At 55.8% G+C, this 18,964-nt stretch carries 17 protein-coding genes and 2 tRNA genes; 7 read left to right on the top strand and 12 right to left on the bottom strand.

The features are described 5' to 3' along the window. Nucleotides 1–3: 3 nt before the first annotated feature. The 7 genes from JT718_RS00830 to JT718_RS00800 all read right to left on the bottom strand — a co-directional run bounded on the left by JT718_RS00830 (nucleotide 4) and on the right by JT718_RS00800 (nucleotide 5,532). Nucleotides 4–831, bottom strand: a complete 828-nt coding sequence (locus JT718_RS00830; protein ID WP_205499773.1) for an amidohydrolase family protein — start codon at nucleotides 829–831, stop codon at nucleotides 4–6. Next, nucleotides 818–1,675, bottom strand: coding sequence for a fumarylacetoacetate hydrolase family protein (locus JT718_RS00825; protein WP_205499772.1), 858 nt, complete (start codon nucleotides 1,673–1,675; stop codon nucleotides 818–820). The genes JT718_RS00830 and JT718_RS00825 overlap by 14 nt, the downstream gene beginning before the upstream one ends. A gap of 39 nt (nucleotides 1,676–1,714) precedes the next feature. Further along, entirely contained in the window at nucleotides 1,715–2,479 is a 765-nt protein-coding gene (locus tag JT718_RS00820; protein WP_205499771.1) for an SDR family NAD(P)-dependent oxidoreductase, read from the bottom strand. Between the two features lie 117 nt (nucleotides 2,480–2,596). Beyond that, nucleotides 2,597–3,883 carry an L-fucose:H+ symporter permease gene (fucP, locus tag JT718_RS00815; protein ID WP_205499770.1) on the bottom strand — a complete coding sequence of 429 codons (1,287 nt, stop codon included), beginning with the start codon at nucleotides 3,881–3,883 and terminating at the stop codon, nucleotides 2,597–2,599. Nucleotides 3,884–3,931: 48 nt separating this feature from the next. Continuing rightward, nucleotides 3,932–5,023, bottom strand: coding sequence for a glycoside hydrolase family protein (locus JT718_RS00810; protein ID WP_205499769.1), 1,092 nt, complete (start codon nucleotides 5,021–5,023; stop codon nucleotides 3,932–3,934). A 297-nt stretch (nucleotides 5,024–5,320) separates the two neighbouring features. Further along, nucleotides 5,321–5,393: transfer RNA gene (locus JT718_RS00805), tRNA-Lys, on the bottom strand. 66 nt (nucleotides 5,394–5,459) lie between these two features. Further along, nucleotides 5,460–5,532: transfer RNA gene (locus JT718_RS00800), tRNA-Lys, on the bottom strand. 68 nt (nucleotides 5,533–5,600) lie between these two features. On the opposite strand from JT718_RS00800, the gene JT718_RS00795 reads away from it, so the two are divergent. Next, on the top strand, nucleotides 5,601–6,359 hold the full coding sequence (locus JT718_RS00795) for an SH3 domain-containing protein (RefSeq protein ID WP_205499768.1): 759 nt from the start codon (nucleotides 5,601–5,603) through the stop codon (nucleotides 6,357–6,359). Nucleotides 6,360–6,408: 49 nt separating this feature from the next. Here JT718_RS00795 and JT718_RS00790 read toward each other — a convergent pair whose 3' ends face one another. Then, nucleotides 6,409–7,215, bottom strand: coding sequence for an SDR family oxidoreductase (locus JT718_RS00790; RefSeq protein WP_205499767.1), 807 nt, complete (start codon nucleotides 7,213–7,215; stop codon nucleotides 6,409–6,411). Nucleotides 7,216–7,517: 302 nt separating this feature from the next. On the opposite strand from JT718_RS00790, the gene rlmD reads away from it, so the two are divergent. Continuing rightward, nucleotides 7,518–8,936, top strand: a complete 1,419-nt coding sequence (gene rlmD, locus JT718_RS00785) for a 23S rRNA (uracil(1939)-C(5))-methyltransferase RlmD (RefSeq protein ID WP_317195459.1) — start codon at nucleotides 7,518–7,520, stop codon at nucleotides 8,934–8,936. A 125-nt stretch (nucleotides 8,937–9,061) separates the two neighbouring features. After that, complete coding sequence (locus JT718_RS00780; protein ID WP_205499766.1) at nucleotides 9,062–9,430, top strand: hypothetical protein; 369 nt, start codon at nucleotides 9,062–9,064, stop codon at nucleotides 9,428–9,430. A gap of 84 nt (nucleotides 9,431–9,514) precedes the next feature. Here the strand turns inward: JT718_RS00780 and gdhA are convergent, their stop codons facing one another. Continuing rightward, nucleotides 9,515–10,855 carry an NADP-specific glutamate dehydrogenase gene (gene gdhA / locus JT718_RS00775; protein ID WP_205499765.1) on the bottom strand — a complete coding sequence of 447 codons (1,341 nt, stop codon included), beginning with the start codon at nucleotides 10,853–10,855 and terminating at the stop codon, nucleotides 9,515–9,517. 393 nt (nucleotides 10,856–11,248) lie between these two features. After that, entirely contained in the window at nucleotides 11,249–12,277 is a 1,029-nt protein-coding gene (gene thiL / locus JT718_RS00770; RefSeq protein WP_205499764.1) for a thiamine-phosphate kinase, read from the bottom strand. 211 nt (nucleotides 12,278–12,488) lie between these two features. Here thiL and JT718_RS00765 point away from each other — a divergent pair, with 211 nt between their 5' ends. Together JT718_RS00765 and JT718_RS00760 are read left to right on the top strand one after the other, a co-directional pair. Next, on the top strand, nucleotides 12,489–13,070 hold the full coding sequence (locus tag JT718_RS00765; protein ID WP_240336848.1) for a TetR/AcrR family transcriptional regulator: 582 nt from the start codon (nucleotides 12,489–12,491) through the stop codon (nucleotides 13,068–13,070). A 213-nt stretch (nucleotides 13,071–13,283) separates the two neighbouring features. Next, nucleotides 13,284–13,925 (top strand): hypothetical protein, encoded by a 642-nt coding sequence (locus JT718_RS00760; protein WP_205499763.1) that lies wholly within the window; start codon nucleotides 13,284–13,286, stop codon nucleotides 13,923–13,925. A 110-nt stretch (nucleotides 13,926–14,035) separates the two neighbouring features. Here JT718_RS00760 and JT718_RS00755 read toward each other — a convergent pair whose 3' ends face one another. Both JT718_RS00755 and JT718_RS00750 read right to left on the bottom strand, forming a co-directional pair. Then, complete coding sequence (locus JT718_RS00755; RefSeq protein ID WP_205499762.1) at nucleotides 14,036–15,775, bottom strand: M3 family oligoendopeptidase; 1,740 nt, start codon at nucleotides 15,773–15,775, stop codon at nucleotides 14,036–14,038. Nucleotides 15,776–15,793: 18 nt separating this feature from the next. Then, on the bottom strand, nucleotides 15,794–16,876 hold the full coding sequence (locus JT718_RS00750) for a ferredoxin--NADP reductase (protein WP_205499761.1): 1,083 nt from the start codon (nucleotides 16,874–16,876) through the stop codon (nucleotides 15,794–15,796). 176 nt (nucleotides 16,877–17,052) lie between these two features. Between JT718_RS00750 and JT718_RS00745 the strand changes: the two genes are divergently transcribed. Next, complete coding sequence (locus tag JT718_RS00745; protein ID WP_205499760.1) at nucleotides 17,053–17,751, top strand: peptidoglycan DD-metalloendopeptidase family protein; 699 nt, start codon at nucleotides 17,053–17,055, stop codon at nucleotides 17,749–17,751. 55 nt (nucleotides 17,752–17,806) lie between these two features. Next, the gene (locus tag JT718_RS00740; RefSeq protein WP_205499759.1) at nucleotides 17,807–18,889 is read left to right on the top strand and encodes an acyltransferase family protein; all 1,083 of its coding nucleotides are present in this window, start codon (nucleotides 17,807–17,809) and stop codon (nucleotides 18,887–18,889) included. Nucleotides 18,890–18,964: the final 75 nt, after the last annotated feature.

Genomic DNA, 18,964 nt, shown 5'->3' with positions numbered 1-18,964 from the left:
AGGTTAGGTTAGCTTGTAAAAACGGGTGGCGTTTCCCCCGAAGATAGCGTCCTGTTCGGCGGGGCTGAACCCGGCGAAATAGCGCTCCACCAGGCCCAGTACCCGGTGGTAAGAACCGGCCAGCAAACACACTGGCCAATCTGAGCCGTACAGGATGCGGTTAACGCCAAAGGCCTCCACTACCACTTCCAGATATGGCACAAAATCCTCGTAAGTCCAGTGCTGCCAGTCGGCTTCGGTGACCATGCCGGAGACTTTGCAGCAAACGTGCTCCTGCTCGGCCAGTTTCCTGATGTCCCGGGCCCAGTCCCGGATAAGCTGCGCCTTGATACTGGGTTTGGCCAGGTGATCTAAGACGAAGGGTTGGTTGGGGAAAGCCTTCACGAACGCCAAGGTAGCCGGGAGTTGGTCCTGGTAGATGAGGAGGTCATAGGTAAACCCGTAGGGCTGTAGTTGGCCGATGCCCCGCATGAAAGGCTCCCGCAGCATAAAGTCCCGGTCTGGTTCGCTTTGCAGCACATGCCTAAAGCCTTTCAGGTGTCCATACTGCCGAAGGTGCTCCAGCTGCTCCCCCAGGTTTTCTGCCAGGAAATCTACCCATCCCACCACGCCTTTGATAAAGGGGTGCCTGCGGGCATTCTCCAGCAGAAAAGCAGTGTCGTCACTGGAAGCCTGTACCGCCACGCACCCCTCCAACCCGGCCGCTGCTAACAGCGGCTGTAGGTCCTGGGGCAGGAAGTCTTGCCGGAGCACCGCCATCTCTTCGGTGATCCAGGTATCACGGTCAGGGCGGTAGCGCCAGAAATGCTGGTGGGCGTCAATCCTGCCCATAGGCCACCACCTGTTGCCGGGAACTGCCCAGCCCTTCAATGCCTAGTTCTACCACGTCGCCGGGTTGCAGGTAACGCGGCGGGTTGAGGGCCAGGCCCACCCCGGCCGGCGTACCAGTGGAGATGATGTCTCCGGGCAGCAGCGTCATGAACTGGCTCACGTACGACACCAGATGCGGGATTTTGAAAATCAGGTCAGCGGTGTTGCCGTTCTGCATGAGCTCCCCGTTCACCTTCAACCACATGCCCAGGTTATTGACATCCTGGATTTCCTCTTTGGTAGCCAGAAAGGGCCCTAAGGGGGCAAATGTGTCGCAGCCTTTGCCTTTGTCCCAGGTGCCGCCGCGCTCCAGCTGGAAAGCCCGCTCAGACACGTCGTTGTGCAGGCAATAGCCCGCCACGTAGTCCAGGGCCTCTGCTTCACTTACGTAGCTGGCTTGCTGCCCAATGACCAGGGCCAGTTCCACTTCCCAATCGGTTTTCTCAGAGCCGCGGGGAATCATGACGTGGTCGTTGGGTCCGGTGAGGGCAGTGGTGGCTTTAAAGAAGATAACCGGCTCCTCGGGGTGCTTTGCTCCGGTTTCCCGGGCGTGGTCGGCAAAGTTGAGCCCGATGCATACAATTTTAGACGGACGGGCTACCGGGCTGCCCAGTCTGGTCTGGGGGTCTACCTGGGGCAGTTTCCCTTCCTGTTCCTGCACGTAGTTGGCCAGGCGCGCCAGGCCTCCGGTGGCAAAGAACTGCTCATTGTACTCTTCGCCAAACCCCGACACGTCATAGAAGGTATCCTGGAGGATAACCCCGGGCTTTTCCTGCCCGGCCTGGCCAAATCTGATTAATTTCATGTGATTGCTATGTGTAAGGGAGACTGCTTGCCCCCCTGGTTAATTGTTGAGTCTGGTGAAGCCGCCGTCTATGGGGTAGTCGCAGCCCGTGATAAACCCGGCCTCGTCTGAGCACAGGAACAGGGCCAGCGCGGCCACTTCTTCGGGTTTGCCCATGCGCCCGATGGGTTGCGTCTTGGAGAGTTTCTCAAACATCGCTGCCTCATTGCCGGGGTAGTTTTTGGCCAGAAAGCCGTCTACAAAGGGTGTGTGCACCCGGGCCGGCGAAATGCTGTTGCACCTGATATTAGAGGCCAGGTAATCTTTGGCCACCGACATGGTCATGGCATGGATGGCGCCTTTGCTCATGGAGTACGCAAACCGGTCTGGAATGCCCACCAGGGCGGCAATGGAAGCCAAGTTCAGGATGACGCCCCCACCCTGCTGCTTCATTTGCTGAACGGCGGCCAGCATGCAGGTATAGGCTCCCTTCACGTTCACCTGGTACACCCTGTCGAGGTCTGTTTCTGAGGTCTTTTCCAGGTTTCCCACGTGCGCGATGCCCGCATTATTGACCAGAATATCCACCTGTGGAATGGCGCTGAAGACACGCTGCACCTCGGCCTGGCTGCTGACATCGCAGCGGTGGCCCTGGGCTGCCCCGCCGGCTGCCCTGATGGCGTCTGCTGTCTCACTTGCCGCTTCTTCCTGCAAATCCAGGACATGGACGTGTGCCCCTTGCTGGGCAAACAACTGCGCGATGGCTCTTCCAATGCCACTTCCGCCACCGGTCACTACGGCGCTCTTACCTGCTAATCTGAACATTTCTTATTTAAAGACGATAACGCATGATCAATTCACTACAAACCGGCGGGGCAGGCCCGGGCTCCCCAACGCTATTCCCAAGCACGGCCCCAACCCTCCAAAGCCTGGGGCAGTAATTTAGGAACGCCCCCGCACCAGGTCAGCTTTCTTAGGGTTGGTAGCCCGTAGCGCAAAGTACAACACAAACAGGAAGCACAACGCCGGCACCAGATACGCCACCTGAATGCTGAACATGTCTGAGATCTTGCCCATGAAGACCGGCAGGATGGCCCCACCCACAATGGACATAATAAGAAGTGAGGAAGCCTCTTTGGTCCTATGGCCCAAACCTTTCAGGCTCAGGGAAAATATGGTGGGGAACATGATGGACATGAAGAACTGCACCACAATCAAGGCGTAGATGCTGAACATGCCCTGGCTCACAACGGCTACCGCCAGCAAGAGCACATTGGCCAGGCTGTACAAGGCCAGCAGCCGATGCGGCATGATGAACCGCATCAGGAAAGTGCCGGCAAAGCGCCCCACCATAAAGGCCAGCAACGCGCCCGACAAGTACATGGCCGCCGACTTTTCTGGAATACCCGCCGAGAAGAAGGCAAACCGGATGAAGAAGCTGGCAATGCCCACCTGCGCCCCAATGTAAAAAAACTGCGCCATCACTCCCCGCATCAGGTTCTTCTCCTTGAAAAGGGAGCCTGTTTTCCCTGAGGAACCGGCTTCCTCCTCCTGGATGCGGGGCAACCGGGTACGCCACAGCAGCAAGGCCACCGCCAGGACCACCGCCCCAATGAGCAGGTAAGGCACCTGCACCGATTTCGCCTCGGCGGTAAGGTAACGTTCCACCTCCTGGGCAGACATCTGCTGGAATTCGGCTTGGGTCAGGTCTGTCCCCGAAAGGATGAAAATACCGCCCAGCAGGGGCGCCAGCGTGGCAGCCAGACCGTTGAACGACTGCGCAAAATTAAGGCGCTGGGTAGAGGTTTCGGCCGCTCCCAAGGCATTGACGTAAGGGTTGGCCGCCGTTTCCAGAAAGGTGAGGCCGCTGGCAATCACAAAAAGGGCCAGCAGAAAAAAGCTGAACATGCGGGTTTCCGCCGCCGGGAAGAACAGAAAGGCTCCCAGGGCAAACAGCAGCAAACCCACCAGGATGCCGCTCTTATAGCCGTATTTCTTCATAAAGAACCCCGCCGGCAAGGCCATGACAAAATAGGCGATGAAAAAGGCCGAGTCAATGAAAGCCGATTGCAGATCGGTGAGTTGGCAGGCTTTCTTGAGGTGCGGGATCAGGATAGGGTTCAGGTTATGGGCAAATCCCCACAGGAAGAAAAGCGACACCACCAGCACCAGGGGGTACAGGTAATTTGCTTTTTTGGGGGTTACGGCAATTGAGGTGTAAACTTCCATCTGGCTGATTTTTAGGTACAGGTACGCGGGTATTGGGTGGCGTGCATTTTAGGGGTGATTTTCCGGAATTACCTGAAAAACAAACGCACTGGAGGTCATGTATCTGCCGCCCTGCGAGGCCAGGAAAAGATGCGTGGGTCGCTCATCTTGCAACAGGAGCTGCGGCCTTTCAAACCGGCCGTACTTGGATAGATGCTTGGGAGCCGGTGACTGGCCGAAGTAATGGTCGGTCTGGTAATAGGCTATTTTGGGCTCGCTCCACTTAATGCCGTTCTTTGACTCCAGGTAGAGCCCGTACTGGTGGTTGTAGATGCCCATGTCGCGCATCAGCATTTTGTACTTTCCGCCTTCGTACCACACGTACCCGTCCTCGGCCTGGATGTTGTTGCCCCGGCCGGAGTAATCAATGATGGGGTTGCCCTGGTAGCGCCGGTAAGGGCCCTGCAGCGCATCGGCAATGGCCAGGCCGTACTTGCGGTTGCCCCTTATCTTGGGGTTGGTGTAGTTCTCGTACTCCGCCGTGTTCCAGGATTTGTAGTAGAGCCAGTACTTGCCGCTGGGGTGCTTTAAGAAGGTAGGGTTAGAGGTGCAGTGGTCGTCCCAGGCCCCGGCGTTGCCGGCCTCCAGCAACGGCTGGTCGGGCCGCTCCCACGGGCCGAAGAGTGAATCGGCCACGGCCAGCCCGATGCGTTTGGTATCGGTTTTCCGGTTAGAATTGCCCATGTAAAACAGGCAGTACTTGCCGTCTACCAGCTTGATGTGGGGGTTATGGCAGGTGGTGCCGTCCCAGTGGCCCTCTCCCCGGGGCGCCAGCACCGTGGAAACGTACTCAAACGGCGACTCGGGGGTGTCTGCCACGGCGTGGGCTATTTCTGAGCGGTTGATCCAGCCGCCCATGCCTTTGTCAGACTTCCACCGGGAGTAGAAGACATGCACCTTCCCGTCGGTGCCCAGGATGGGGCTGGTGCCCCACACGTAGTAGCCTTCGGTCTCCAGGATTCGGCCTACCGGCCTGAGCCGCTTGCTGAAGTCTGACGCAGCTTTGTCTCCCGGGTCTGGCGCTGCCCAGGCCGCCGGCCCTACGCCCGCCAGGAGCAAAGGCGTGATGGTGCTTAGTTGTAAGAATCTGCGTCTGTCCATGTAAAAGCTTCTTTGTGCTGCCATTGGCGGGGCAGGCAAGCTGCCGTGCGTGGCAAGGCCAATAGCTGGCTGAAGCTACATGATCTGCTTTATGAAACTATCCTGTTGTATCCGGTAGTCCTACCCGGGGCAGAACTGGCAGTAAAAGAAAATGGAATTCTCTGCGGAAGCAGACAAGGGCAGGCTGTGGACCGCGTGGGCATAGGGGCGGGGCAGGAAGGTGAAATGAGACTTCTGCGTGATGGGCATAAAAAAACCGTCCTAAGCGTTTTTAGGACGGTTTTCGTAAAAGAGGAGTGATCCCGCTGGGATTCGAACCCAGGACCCATACATTAAAAGTGTATTGCTCTACCAGCTGAGCTACAGAATCAGAAAAAATTGAAGGTGGTAAAAAAAGCCTCTCCGCCCGTAAGCCGGAAAGGCTTTTGTAATCCAGTGATCCCGCTGGGATTCGAACCCAGGACCCATACATTAAAAGTGTATTGCTCTACCAGCTGAGCTACGGAATCTTTTACTACCTTTGCTTGTAAGGGCGTTTCCCTTAATTGCGATGCAAAAGTATAACCCCTTTCTGTAAATGCCAAACATTTTTCGCAAATTATCTCTTCTTTTTTGGGCCGTTTTGTTCTTCCCTGCGCAACCGCTTCAGGCTCAAGAACCTACTCAGCTGCTCAGCAAGGCAGATTCTTTGTACGCGCACCACCAATACACCCAAGCCTTGGAGATCTACGAGAAGCTCCTGGCCCAAAACAGAATCTACTCCCCCCAGATGCTGTTGAAAATGGCTTACATCCATGAGGGCCTGCAGCAATACACCCACTCCATGCTCTACCTGCAGCTGTTCTACAGCAAGAGCCCCAGCAGGTCTGTCCTCCGGAAAATGGAGGAAGTGGGCCTGCAGCAGCACCTCTCGGGCTACGAGTACACCGACTGGGATTTCTTCAAAACCCAGTTCTATAAATATTACTCCAAGATTCTGGAATTGTTGCTGGCCGGGGCGGTTATTGCCATGACGCTGCTGGTTAGGCGATGGCTGAAGAAGAAACCCATCAGCTCTGAGGCCATGGTTGGTTTCCTGGGCTACCTGGGCTTTATCTTCTACTTTGCCAACTTTCTTACCCTGGACCAGCAGGGCATTATCCAGAACGGCAACGTGCCCATCATGAACGCCCCATCGGCGGGGGCGGGCCTGGTGGCCTCGGTGGGCACCGGCCACAAGGTGAACATCCTGGGCCAGGAAGATATCTGGTACCAGATTGAATGGAAAGGCCAGCCGGCTTACATCAGAAAAAACAACCTGCTCCTGCTGCCCCAGCCCTTGGAAGACCAGGAATGAGAGTACCACCGTTTGGGAGCTGATTTCCGGAAAACAGCCCCCAAACAGTTTACTTGAACGGCGAATTAGGCTCTTTCTTCATCTGGTTGTAGACCAACTTATCCGTTAGGCCGGGCAGAAACTTGCCCAACAATACCGCCAGTTTTCCCTGCGTGGTGAGGACCAGTTCGCGCTTGCGCTTGCGGGTAGCTTCCAGAATACGGTCGGCCACTTCCTCGGCGGTCATCATCTTGGCTTCATCACGCGGCGATTCTCCCTGCTGGCTGCCGTCAGCGGACAGGGCGGTGTTGCGGATGTTGGAGGCGGTAAAACCGGGGCAGGCGATCATCACGTGCAGGCCCTGGTGCAGCGTTTCGGTGCGGAGGGCGCCCAGGAATCCCTGCATCGCAAATTTAGAGGCCGAGTAGCCGGTGCGGCCGGGCAAGCCCTGGTAACCCGCAATGGAAGACACGCCAATCACCGATCCTTTGGAGTTGAGCAGGTACGGCAGCGCGAATTTGGTGCAGTACACGGTTCCCCAGAAATTGATGTCCATCAACTGCCGGATCACGTCCAAATCCACGTCCTGGAAAAGCGCCCGCATAGAGATGCCCGCGTTGTTTAGCATCACGTCTATCTTCCCGAACCGGGCCACGGTTTCGTCTATCAGCCTACGGCAATCTTCCTCTAGGCTGACATCGCCGGTCACGGCCAGATACTCCACGCCAGCGGCCTCCAGTTCCTGACCCACTTCCTGCAGTTTCTGCGTGTTACGCGCCGAGATCACGATTTTCGCGCCGGCCCGCCCGAACGCCAGGGCGCAGGCCCGCCCAATGCCCGACGATCCGCCGGTGATAATGACAACTTTATCTTTCATGTGCCTTCTTGGGCCGCTGAAGGGCAGCCGTTCGCAAATCTACAACAAGTTTCTGCACCGCCCGCCTCTTCACTACCTGAGGTACTCTTAAAGGCCTGTTTTCCGGAAAAGAGCCCAGAAACGCAGCACCTGTACAAAAAGGAGTTCACTGCCTAATAGGCTAATGGCGATGGTTTCTTTTCCTGCACTAGTCCTGAATTACCCCAAATCTAGTTTTAGGGCCCACTTCCTGAAAACTCCCTAGAAACGCATTTGCCGGAAAACGCCCTGGTGCAGAGTTTTCTTTGTAATTTTGCGGCATCGTGAGAAAATTCAAGAATAAGAAACATAAATACGAGGTCATCCCGCAGCTGCGCGTGGAGGAGATGGCCGCGGAAGGCAAGTGCATTTCCCGCCACGACAACCTGGTGGTGTTCATCTCAGACGTGGCCCCCGGCGATGTGGTGGACGTGCGTGTGACCAAAAAGCGGAAGAACTACCTGGAGGCGGTGCCGGTACATTTCCATGAATATTCCGAGGCCCGTACCCAACCGTTCTGCGAGCACTTCAACGTGTGCGGCGGCTGCAAGTGGCAGCATATTCCGTATGACACCCAGCTGTTTTACAAGCAGAAGCAGGTGAATGACAACATTGAGCGCATAGGCAAGATCAAAGGCCACGAAATGCTGCCTATCCTTCCGTCTGACCGCGTGAGCTTTTACCGCAACAAGCTGGAGTTCACGTTCTCAGGCAACGCCTGGCTCACCAAAGAGCAGATTGACAGCGGCGTTGATATGGACCGTCGGGCGCTGGGTTTCCACGTGCCTCTGCGCTTTGACAAGATCGTGGACATCCAGCACTGCTACCTGCAGCCGGCGCCGTCCAACGAGATCAGGCTGGCGGTGAAGCATTACGCGCGCGAGAACAACCTGCCGTTCTTTGATCTGGTGAAACAGGAAGGCTATCTGCGCAACCTCATCATCAGAACCGCCAACACCGGTGACCTGATGGTGATTGTGCAGGTGTTCCAGGACCGGCCCGAGTGGTTGGCTCCTTTGCTGGATTTCCTGCTACAGGAGTTCCCACAAATCACCTCATTGCAGTACGTGATCAACAACAAAGGCAACGAGACCTTCCATGACCTGGACGTGGTGTGCTACCATGGCGATCCGTACATCCATGAGCAGATGGAGGGGCTTCGGTTTAGAGTGGGGCCTAAGTCATTCTACCAGACCAACTCAGAGCAGGCGTATAACCTGTACAAGCTGACGCGGGAGTTTGCGCTGCTCAACAGCACCCAGATTGTGTATGACCTATACACCGGGGCGGGCACCATCGCCAACTTCGTGGCCCGGTCTTGCGCGCAGGTGATTGGCATTGAGTACGTGGCCAGCGCCATTGAAGACGCCAAGATCAACTCGCAGATCAACGACATCACCAACACGCACTTCTACGCCGGTGACATGAAGGACGTGCTCACCACCGAGCTCTTCGCCAAACACGGCCGCCCCGACGTGATCATCACCGATCCGCCCCGCGCCGGCATGCACCCAGACGTGGTGGCCAAACTGCTGGAGGTGAAAGCCAACCGCATTGTGTACGTGAGCTGCAACCCCGCCACCCAGGCCCGTGACCTGGAAATGCTGGCCGAGCTGTACGATGTGGTAAAAATTCAGCCCGTGGACATGTTCCCGCAGACCTACCACGTAGAAAGCGTGGCCCTGCTCACCTTGAGAAGCTAGGATTCAGAAAAGAAAGCCCTTGCCGTTTTAGGAGTTATTTTCCAGAAACAGGCCCAAAACGGCAGGGGCTCAAAACAACTTACTTTGTGTTACGTGATACCTGATACGTACTACGTGCTACCATTATGCAAAACGATCCAGAACTGAACGGCAAATACCTGGGCACCATCACCAAAGACTTTGCGCAGGTGTCTGAAACTTTGAAAGAGGCCTCTTACCAGATCCGGAAACGCGAGATCTCCAAGTACCCCATCTTCGTGTTCTCCCGCGACATCACCAAAATAGGCGGCTTGCTGATTGCGGCCGAGGAGCGCGACCTCCAATGGAACATCAACGCCTCTTACCTGGAAGATTTCGTGAACCGCCAGCTGGTGGCCGCCGACAAAACCGAGGAGTTTGAGCAAGCCTACCGCGACGCTGATGAGTACTGCTGCCTCTTCGTGGTGGACCGTGATTTCATGAACTTCGTGTTTGTGCCGTATCCGGAAGATTGATGTTAGTCCCGCCTACAAAAAGCAAGGAGGTCCGCTCAGGTGAGCGGACCTCCTTGCTTTAAGCGTATGGTGCTAAGACGGGCGCTAGACAACCCCCTGCGCCAGCATGGCATCTGCCACTTTGATAAATCCTCCTATATTGGCCCCTTTCTCATAGTTGATGTACCCGTCTTCCTCGGTGCCGTACTTGACACAGACGCCATGGATGTCTTTCATGATCTGCCATAGTTTGCTGTTCACCTCTTCACGGCTCCAGGAAATACGCAACGAGTTCTGGGACATTTCTAGCCCAGAGACCGCCACCCCACCGGCATTGGAGGCTTTGCCTGGTGCGTATAAAATTTTGGCTTCGGTAAAGACCTGGATCGCTTCTGGCGTGCTGGGCATGTTGGCTCCTTCGGCCACGCAGAGGCAGCCGTTGGCCACAAGGGTGCGGGCATCGGCTCCGTCCAGTTCGTTCTGAGAGGCACTGGGCAGGGCCACATCGCATTTGATCCGCCAGGGCCGCTCGCCCTCATAGAACTCACACCCAAACTTTTCGGCGTATTCTTTTATCCGGCCCCGCGTTTCATTTTTCAGTTCCATCACGTACGCCAGTTTCTCGGTGCTGATTCCTTCAGGGTCATAGATAAATCCGCTGGAATCTGAGAGGGTCACCACCTTGGCGCCCGCCTGAATGCACCTTTCTACGGTAAACTGGGCCACGTTACCTGAGCCGGAGATAGCCACCGTCTTTCCTTCCAGCGTTTCTCCACGGGTGGCCAGCATGTGCTCGGCAAAGTACACCACTCCGTAGCCCGTGGCCTCGGGCCGAATGGCGCTGCCTCCCCAGCTAAGCCCTTTGCCGGTAAGCACGCCGGTGAACTGCCCTTTGATGCGCTTGTACTGCCCAAACATATAGCCTACTTCCCGTGCGCCAACGCCTATGTCCCCCGCCGGCACGTCTATGTCGGCCCCCACGTGGCGGTAGAGCTCGGTCATGAAGCTTTGGCAGAACTTCATGATCTCACTGTCTGATTTCCCGCTGGGGTCAAAATCTGAACCGCCCTTTCCGCCGCCCATGGGTAACCCGGTGAGACTGTTCTTGAAGACCTGCTCAAAGGCCAGGAATTTGAGGATGCTGAGGTTAACCGACGGATGGAAGCGAAGTCCCCCCTTGTAAGGCCCAATGGCGCTGTTCATTTGCACCCGGAAGCCTCTGTTCACCTCCACCTCGTTCTTATCAGTAAGCCAAGGCACCCTGAACATAAGAACCCGCTCTGGCTCTACCATGCGCTCCAGAATTCTGGCATTGTTATACTTGGGGTTCTCTTCCAGAAACGGAATAATGGTTTCGGCCACCTCTTGCACCGCTTGCAGGAACTCTGGCTCATGCGGATTTCTGGCCTCTACTTTTTTCAGGAACTCTTGTACTTTTGGGCTCATGTACTGACTTGATGTTGAAAAGAAAGAATACTACTTTGATTAGCTGCACGGCATTTAGTGACAATAATAACTACCAAAGCGTAGCTTTTATAAAAAAACCTTATCAATAAAGGGATTTTATTTAAAGAAACAAAACAGCTCTTCAACCAGCGGGCAGTAATCTGTGCATTGCGATAGCGCGCAATCCTCCCTCTGTTTGCCCTGCTTCATTGCCTCTTGTTTTTGAAAGTACTAGCTGTGCATTCAGTAAGACGGGAATTGCTCTTCAACAAAAAAGCCCCCTGGTTTTAAAACCGGTGGGCTAAGTTCCTTGGGAGTATTCTGTCTGTTTTTCACAAAACAAGCCCAAAACGCAGCAGGCTGATACTCACGTCTACTGAAGAGGCGGAGACCTTACCCAAAATGATTCCAGCCCTGAGCTTTGATGGGGAACGTGTTGCCGCTGGGCGTTACCAGACGCACGCCTTCGCCGGCATCAGTGATGTTCCCGATGATGGTGATGTCTGGGTGGTTCCGGATTTTGTCGTAGTCGGCCATTTTCACGGTGAACAGCAGTTCGTAGTCTTCGCCGCCGTTGAGGATGCAGGTCACCGGGTCCAGTTTGAATTCCTCAGCGGTTTCCAGGGTCTGTTGGTCGGCGGGCAGTTTGTCCTGGTAAATGGCCGCCCCTACCCGGCTCTGCGAGCAGATGTGCAGCAACTCAGAGCCCAGTCCGTCAGAAATGTCAATCATGGCGGTGGGATGCACGCCCAGATCTCGAAGCTCATGAATTACATCCATGCGGGCCTCGGGCCGCAACTGACGACCTACCACGTAATCTTTTCCTTCCAGTTCTGGTTGGGTTTCAGGATCGGCTAAGAAGGCTTGCTTTTCGCGCTCCAGCAGTTGCAGCCCCAGGTACGCGCCCCCCAGGTCGCCGGTGACGCAGATGAGGTCGTTGATCTGAGCGGTGCTGCGCAGCACGGCCTTGCCTTTCTCCACCTCGCCCAGCGCGGTGATGCTGATGACCAGCCCGCCGCGCGAGGCGGTGGTATCGCCCCCTACCAGGTCCACTTTGTAGTTCTCGCAGGCCAGGCGCATGCCCGCGTACAGTTCCTCAATGGCCTCCACGGTGTAGCGCGCGCCAATGGCCAGGCTCACCACAATCTGGGTGGGCAGGGCGTTCATGGCGGCAATGTCTGAGACGTTCACGGCCACGGCTTTGTAGCCCAGGTGTTTGAGGGGGCAGAAGGTAAGGTCAAAGTGCACGTTCTCTACCAGCATGTCAGAGGTGACCACAATCTGCTTCTGGCCCGGCTCCAGCACGGCGGCGTCGTCGCCAATGCCTACCACCGTAGACGCGTTGTTCACTTCCAGCTGCTCCTGCAACCGCCTGATCAGGCCAAACTCGCCCAGATTTTCCAAAGGTGTATAGTCAGACATGGTCTTTTCAGATAATATTTTTTTTCTTTAATCCGGAGCCCCGAAGCACCAGATATACGTTTTCGGCTTATTTTTAGACAAACATGCCAGAAGCGCAAAGATAGCTTTTTCCTTGGCACCTTTCATGCCTACGGTATTTGGCCCTCGGTGACCAGGCAAATTTGCTAACAGGCGTTTGGTTTAGTAGCTTTGATCGTAAACCAGTACCTCTATGTCCAGTACCCCAATGTCGCGTAAAGAACAGATAGACCAAGTTGCCACTTCCCTTTTCAAATCAAGAGGCTTTGCCGCCACCACCATGCGCGACCTGGCGCTGGAGCTGGGCATTGAAGCCGGTAGCCTCTACTCGCACATCAAATCAAAGGAAGACATTCTGCAGCGCGTCTGCTTTAAGATGGCCGATGAGTTCAACGCCGCATTTGACGAGGTAAAGAACCAAGACGTGCCGCCCAGCGAGAAACTGCGCCTGGCCATTGCCGCCCACGTGCGGGTACTCACCAAAAACCCGCCGGCCGCCGGCGTGTTCCTGAACGAGTGGCGCCACCTGAGCGAACCTTCCCTGGGCAAGTTCCACGAGATGCGGTTCCAGTACGAAGAAAGCCTGCGCGACATTGTGCGGGCCGGCATCGCCACGGGCGAGTTCAAGGTAACCGACGAGAAGTTTGTGGTGCTCACCCTGCTCTCCAGCCTCAACTGGCTGCACATGTGGTACAAGCCCGAGGGCAAAATGAGCCCCGACGACATTGCCGAGTTTCTCTCTAACCTGCTGCTCAACGGACTTAAAAATTTCTAGGCCACAATATTCTCCCCCTTCCGGAAGTTCTTTCAGCAGCCGTCGGGCCTGTTTCTGACCAGTTTCGGCTGCTTCCGGCCACAATGCCCCCAAACTTAACGGCGTCTGTGCAACGCCGCGCAGATGAGTTACGTTTGCAGGGTGTCTGGCTGTGCAGAAGCCCTGGCAACAGCCGAGCAACTAGCCTGTAACAGCCTCATTTTGAATAGAATTATGAAAAAAGAAGTCATCTTTGGGCTTGCCGTGGCGTTGGTGCTGGGCTTAGCGGGCTGCGCCAAAGACTCCGGCAAGTCAGGGAAACTGGCGCGCCCTATCTCTGATGAGCAACTGAAGGAGGAAATAGCGGTTCTGTACGACACCCTTACCGGCAAATGGAACGTGATGATGCAGAGCGACAGCCTCAAAACGCACCAGATGGCCGAACTGCTGGCCGCCATACCGCCCGAGGCCATGGAAGCCCAGCAACGCGCTAACCTGCAGCAGTCCATTCACCGCCTGGCCGTTCTGCGCTACGACCGGAACAGCGTGCGGGACTCTGACCGCATAGACGCCTATGACCAGGCCCAGGACTCTATTTACCGGGCCCTGCGGGCTTACCTGCCCGAAAACGGCCCCACCGGCGTTGCCCTGGTGGACTCCCTGAACGCCTCCATCAACAACCTGCAGACCGAGACCATCTTTTACCGGGGCCGCTATGACCAGACCGCCAAAGAGCTGAACACGCTCCTGCGCCGCTACAAAAAACAGCTGCCCAACCTGGGCAAACCGTACGATACCATTCAGCCGGCACCCCTGTTCCAGTGGGTAGACAAAAACGCCCAGCCCACCGAGGAAGAAGAGGACGAAGAGCAATAGCCTTTATCTCTATCAAAACAGAACGGCCTCAGAAGAATCTTCTGAGGCCGTTCTGTTTTGAAGCCTTTTCCGTGAAAACAGGTCAGAAACGAGGCTTTCTGAGGATGGGTTTATTTCACGTCTAACTGCTCTAACTCGCCTTTCACAAAGTCCACCAGCGACTGGATGTAGGCAGGGGAGAAATCGAAACGGATGCCAGCGGCGGCGTAGATTTCCCCAATGGTGGCGGTGTAGCCCAGGCTGAGAGCGTTTTTGTAGCCTTCCAGCGCGGCTTCTGGCTCTGACTTGAAGCGTTTCCAGACGGCAACGGCACCCAACTGAGCCATGGCGTACTCCACGTAGTAGAACGGCACCTCGTACACGTGCAACTGTTTCTGCCAGATGTACGGTTTAATGTGCTCCAGGCCGCTCCAGTCTACTTCCTGCAGGTTGAATTCCTCAAAGATGCGCACCCAGTTCTGGTGCCGCTCCTCCACGGTATGGTTGGGGTTCTCGTACACCCAGTGCTGGAATTTATCTACGGTGGCTACCCACGGGAACGTCTCCAAAACGCCTTCCAGGTGCTGGCGCTTGGCGCGTACCAGATCCTCCTGGTTCGGGAAGAAGATGTCCCAATGATCCAGAGTAAGCAGTTCCATAGACATGGAGGCCAGTTCGGCTACCTCGGATGGTGGGTGCTTGGCGGCGTTCAACGGCAGATCACGGGTGAGGAAAGAATGCACCGCGTGACCGCCTTCGTGCAACAGCGTCACTACATCGCGGAGCGAGGAAGTTGCATTCATGAAGATGAACGGCACCCCGATCTCATCCAGCGGATAGTTGTAACCGCCGGGGGCTTTGCCTTTGCGGGACTCCAGATCCAGGTGGCCCATTTCGCGCATGGTCACCAGGCAGTCGCCCAGGAAAGAATCCAGACGGTAGAAGATCTCGATGGTTTTAGACAGCAGTTCGTCTCCCTGCTTGAACGGCTCCAACGGTGGTTTCAGGCTAGGGTCTACGTCCATGTCCCACGGGCGAAGCGTGTCCAAGCCCAACAGTTCTTTGCGCTCACGGTCCAGTTGGCGGGTAACCGGCACCACTTTCTCCTTGATGGCCTGGTGGAACGAGAACGTGTCCTCAGGGCCGTAGTCAAAACGGCCCAGGGCGGCGAACATATAATCACGGAAGTTCTCAAAACCGGCGTTCACGGCTACCTGGTGGCGCAGTTGAATCAGCTCGGTATAGAGATCGTCCAGCTTTTCTTTGTCTTCCAGGCGGCGGTTCTGAATAGCCAGGTAGGCTTCCTCGCGCACGGCCCGGTCGGTTTGTTTCAGGCGGTCGGCGGCGCGTTGCAGGGTCATCTCCTCGCCATCCAGGGTCACCATCATGGCCCCGGCAATGGCGCCGTACTGCTGCTGCTTGGTGCTGATCTCGGTCTGCAACGGAATGTTCTCCTCCCGGAACAGCTCAATGGCCCGGCGCACGCCCCGCAGGTAAATGCGGAACCGCTGCTCATCCAGCCCCTGCACGTACGGCGACTCCACCAACTTGCGGTTGAAGGCATCGTCATAGGGCGAGGCTTTGGGTTCAATCTCGGTCACGAAGAACTGGAACGCCTGGGTGAGCGCCTCGTCCTGGGTGTCGCAGGTCATCTTGATGTAGCGCCAGGCCAGGTTCTCAGAGAGCACGCTCTCCAGTTCGCTGCGGTCAGCGATCCACTTTTCAAGATCTTCCTGCGAGTTCAGCGCACGGGTTTTCAGTTCCTCGAAGTAAGGCTCCAAGGCGGCCCAATCCGTTACCTCGAAATCTTCGGGCAGGTACTGGCGGGTTTTGCGCTGCGGCAGCGCTAGTGTTTTGGGGGTGTTTTCCATATAACAGGGGAAAAACAATTAACCAATCTCAATCACTACATCGGCGGTAAGCGGGTGGCCAACGCAGTTCAATACATACCCTTGGGCAATCTCGGCATCAGAGAGGCCTTCGCGCTCGTCTAAATGCACGCGACCGCTGAGGCACTTGCCCATACAGGCGGTACACAGCCCAGCCTGACAGGAATAAGGTAAATCAATATCAGCTTTGAGTCCGGCCTCCAGGATGGTCTCGTTGGGTTTCACCTCCACCTGGTACTCCTGGCCTTCATAGATGATGGTAACGGTACGGGCGATGATCTCGTCTGAGTCTGCCGCCGCGGTAACGTCAGCCCCGTGCTCCTCGGTAGAGGTTGGGGCCGTGAAGCTTTCTTTGAAGATCTGGTTGTTAGGCACGCGCATGAAATGCAGGGCCTCACGCACCTCGTTCATCATGGCCTCGGGGCCGCACATGTAGAAACTCTCCTGCTGGTAACCGGGCACTCTCAGGTTCTCCAGCAGGCGTAATACCATGGTACGGTCCAACAAGCCAATGTTCTCCTGCGCCTCGGTAGCGTCTGCGATGGACTCGTTGAACACGTGCACAATCTTGAGGTTCTGCGGGTACTGCTGCTCCAGTTGCGCCAACTGGTCTTTGAAGATCACCGACTCCAGGTTGCGGTTGCCGTAAACGAGCGTGATGCGGCTCTGCGGCTCGTGCTTCAGGGTGCTTTTGAGCATGGACATGAGCGGCGTGATGCCGCTGCCGCCCCCGAACAGGAAGATGTGGCGCTTCTGCGTGGCATCGGGCTTCAGGACGAAGTTGCCCAGCGGCGCCATCACCTCAATGGTCTGCCCTACCTGCGCGGTATCGGCCAGGAAATTGGACACCAGGCCGCCTTCTACCCGCTTTACCGTCACGGAGAAATACGGCTCGCCGGGGATGCTGCACAAGGAGTACGACCGGCGTACTTTCTGGCCGTTCACCGGCAAAATCAGGGTCAGGAACTGGCCAGGAATGTATGGGATGTTGTTTTTATCTGGGTGGTCTAGATGAAGGGTGATGGCGTCTGCGGTCTCTTGGGTGATCTCCGCCACCTTCATGGTATAATAAGCGTTGCTCATAGTTTGTATGTACGAAAAACGGGAACGTTCAGCGTTTACTGACTCTAATTAAGGCAGGAAAGTTACAACATTTCATATACCAACCCGAACTTAGGCTAAAAAAAGCGGCCGTACGTTTGTTTTTCCTGTAACTTGCCACGTTCTAATATCACCCATTTACGTTTTAGTGCCCTTTTATGGATACTGCATCCAAACTGATCTCGCTCCTCTCTGCCCCTCTGGCGAAATTCGCTCCCATTCTGGACCATGACCTCAACGCCCCGGACGTGGTGAAACTAGACTTCACCGCCCAGAACGCAGCCCTGCAGTTTGCCGAGTTGAAGGATACGGCCGCTTTTGAGCAGTTTGTCCTGGAGATGCTCCGGCAGCAGAACGCCGCGGTGGGAGTAGGCGGTTATTTTGAGCCCCGGGTCATTTACCGCCGCAGCGAGCATTTTGAGGGCACCGCCGAGGCCAGGTCCATACACCTGGGCGTGGACATCTGGGCACCGGCCCACCTTCCTATTTACGCGCCTTTGGCCGGATTTGTCCACAGTTTTCAGGACAACGACAACTTCGGGGACTACGGTCCCACCATCATTCTGGCGCATGAACTGGAAGGCATCACGTTCTATACCCTGTACGGTCACCTGAGCCGCACTTCCCTAAACGGCCTGTCTGTGGGAAAACCCGTAGCCGCCGGCGACCAGATTGCCACCATGGGCCCCTACCCCGAGAACGGCGACTGGCCCCCGCACCTGCACTTCCAGGTCATCACCGACCTGCTGGGCAAAAGCGGCGATTTCCCGGGTGTCTGCGCACCTTCTGAGGAGGCGTTCTACCGGCAGATTTGTCTGGATCCTAATCTGGTTTTGCGGTCTAAGTGCCTTCAGTAAGCACCTGAAGTTCATATATTGGGTCTTGGTTGGTTTAGCACTCAACGCTTTTTGCATGTTCACACAAATCTTAGACACCTCTAACCGACTGCAAAGCCTGGACTTTCTGCGAGGCTTTGCCATCTTTATTGTGTTTCTTACCCACTTTGAGGTATTGGACTTGCAGGCGGTAGGCGTTGATTTGTTTTTCGTGCTTTCCGGTCATTTGGTGAGCGTATCGTTGTGGTCTACTCTGCGGAAATCTGAGAGCGGCACCAGTTATCTCATTTTCTTTCTGAAGCGCCTCTTCAGGATTATCCCCGCCTATTATACCTTTTTGGTGGTGGGCTATGTCCTGGCCGTGCTTCTACTGAAGGATATTTCCCCGCAGGACATTCCGCTTCCCAGGGAGTTTCCGCAGTACTTCTTCTTTTACCGCAACTATGGCGGGCCGCCCTCCCGGTGGAGCATGGAGCACTTGTGGTCGCTTTGCGTGGAAGAGCAGTTTTACTGGATCCTGCCCTTGATGATGGCTTCCTTCGCGCTGTTCTTCGCCAAGCAAAACCGCCGCTTCCTGGCCGCCGCATTGGCCCTCCTGGCAATGGGCATCGGCCTGAAGGCCCAGGCAATGGTTACCGACTTTGCCGAGTGGCCTACGTATACCCATAATCGTCTGGATGCTTTTGGCTGGGGAATCCTTATCACCATACTAGGCAAACGCAAGCAGGGCACTGCGCATCCGCTTTTTAACCATAAGGGATTGTTGATACTGGGAGCCGGTGCGCTACTCCTCTGCCTAACGGTGCTTTCGCCGTTGCCGGAGCTGTTGCTACGCACCATCAGCCCTATTTGCTGGTTTCTTGTGATTCTGGGCATGTACCAGGCTAAATCGCGTTACTTTGCTCCTTTTAGGGTATTGGCCTTCTTTAGTTACGGGATTTACCTCTGGCACTTCCTGTTCGTGATTCCGGTACAGCACTATTTTGGAAAGGGGTTGGTGGGTTTTACGGTGTACGCCTTGGTTACCTTGTTTTTTGCGGTACTGTCTTCCCTGGTGGTGGAACGCCCTTTCCTAAGGTTCAGAGACCGTTTTCTACAGAAACTATTCCCCAGGAAGAACGCAGAAGTCCTTCACACCCCTGAAGTTCCCATTCCGTAACCTCGTTTCTTCCGCTTTCCAACCCCGAGGCGCTTGCTAGAAAAGCGGGCTTCTTCCTGTTGGAGGCTAGCTTTT

Source organism: Rufibacter psychrotolerans (genome assembly GCF_016924645.1).
In the GTDB taxonomy this organism is placed as follows: Bacteria; Bacteroidota; Bacteroidia; order Cytophagales; family Hymenobacteraceae; genus Nibribacter; species Nibribacter psychrotolerans.
The sequence above is the reverse complement of the archived record's forward strand: the minus strand, read 5'-3'. Positions and strand labels throughout refer to the sequence as shown.

Bases quoted from the DNA above. Each gene is read 5' to 3' on its own strand.
- JT718_RS00830 (WP_205499773.1), bottom strand. From the start codon at position 831: ATGGGCAGGATTGACGCCCACCAGCATTTCTGGCGCTACCGCCCTGAC.
- JT718_RS00825 (WP_205499772.1), bottom strand. From the start codon at position 1,675: ATGAAATTAATCAGATTTGGCCAGGCCGGGCAGGAAAAGCCCGGGGTT.
- JT718_RS00820 (WP_205499771.1), bottom strand. From the start codon at position 2,479: ATGTTCAGATTAGCAGGTAAGAGCGCCGTAGTGACCGGTGGCGGAAGT.
- fucP (WP_205499770.1), bottom strand. From the start codon at position 3,883: ATGGAAGTTTACACCTCAATTGCCGTAACCCCCAAAAAAGCAAATTAC.
- JT718_RS00810 (WP_205499769.1), bottom strand. From the start codon at position 5,023: ATGGACAGACGCAGATTCTTACAACTAAGCACCATCACGCCTTTGCTC.
- JT718_RS00795 (WP_205499768.1), top strand. From the start codon at position 5,601: ATGCCAAACATTTTTCGCAAATTATCTCTTCTTTTTTGGGCCGTTTTG.
- JT718_RS00790 (WP_205499767.1), bottom strand. From the start codon at position 7,215: ATGAAAGATAAAGTTGTCATTATCACCGGCGGATCGTCGGGCATTGGG.
- JT718_RS00780 (WP_205499766.1), top strand. From the start codon at position 9,062: ATGCAAAACGATCCAGAACTGAACGGCAAATACCTGGGCACCATCACC.
- gdhA (WP_205499765.1), bottom strand. From the start codon at position 10,855: ATGAGCCCAAAAGTACAAGAGTTCCTGAAAAAAGTAGAGGCCAGAAAT.
- thiL (WP_205499764.1), bottom strand. From the start codon at position 12,277: ATGTCTGACTATACACCTTTGGAAAATCTGGGCGAGTTTGGCCTGATC.
- JT718_RS00765 (WP_240336848.1), top strand. From the start codon at position 12,489: ATGTCCAGTACCCCAATGTCGCGTAAAGAACAGATAGACCAAGTTGCC.
- JT718_RS00760 (WP_205499763.1), top strand. From the start codon at position 13,284: ATGAAAAAAGAAGTCATCTTTGGGCTTGCCGTGGCGTTGGTGCTGGGC.
- JT718_RS00755 (WP_205499762.1), bottom strand. From the start codon at position 15,775: ATGGAAAACACCCCCAAAACACTAGCGCTGCCGCAGCGCAAAACCCGC.
- JT718_RS00750 (WP_205499761.1), bottom strand. From the start codon at position 16,876: ATGAGCAACGCTTATTATACCATGAAGGTGGCGGAGATCACCCAAGAG.
- JT718_RS00745 (WP_205499760.1), top strand. From the start codon at position 17,053: ATGGATACTGCATCCAAACTGATCTCGCTCCTCTCTGCCCCTCTGGCG.
- JT718_RS00740 (WP_205499759.1), top strand. From the start codon at position 17,807: ATGTTCACACAAATCTTAGACACCTCTAACCGACTGCAAAGCCTGGAC.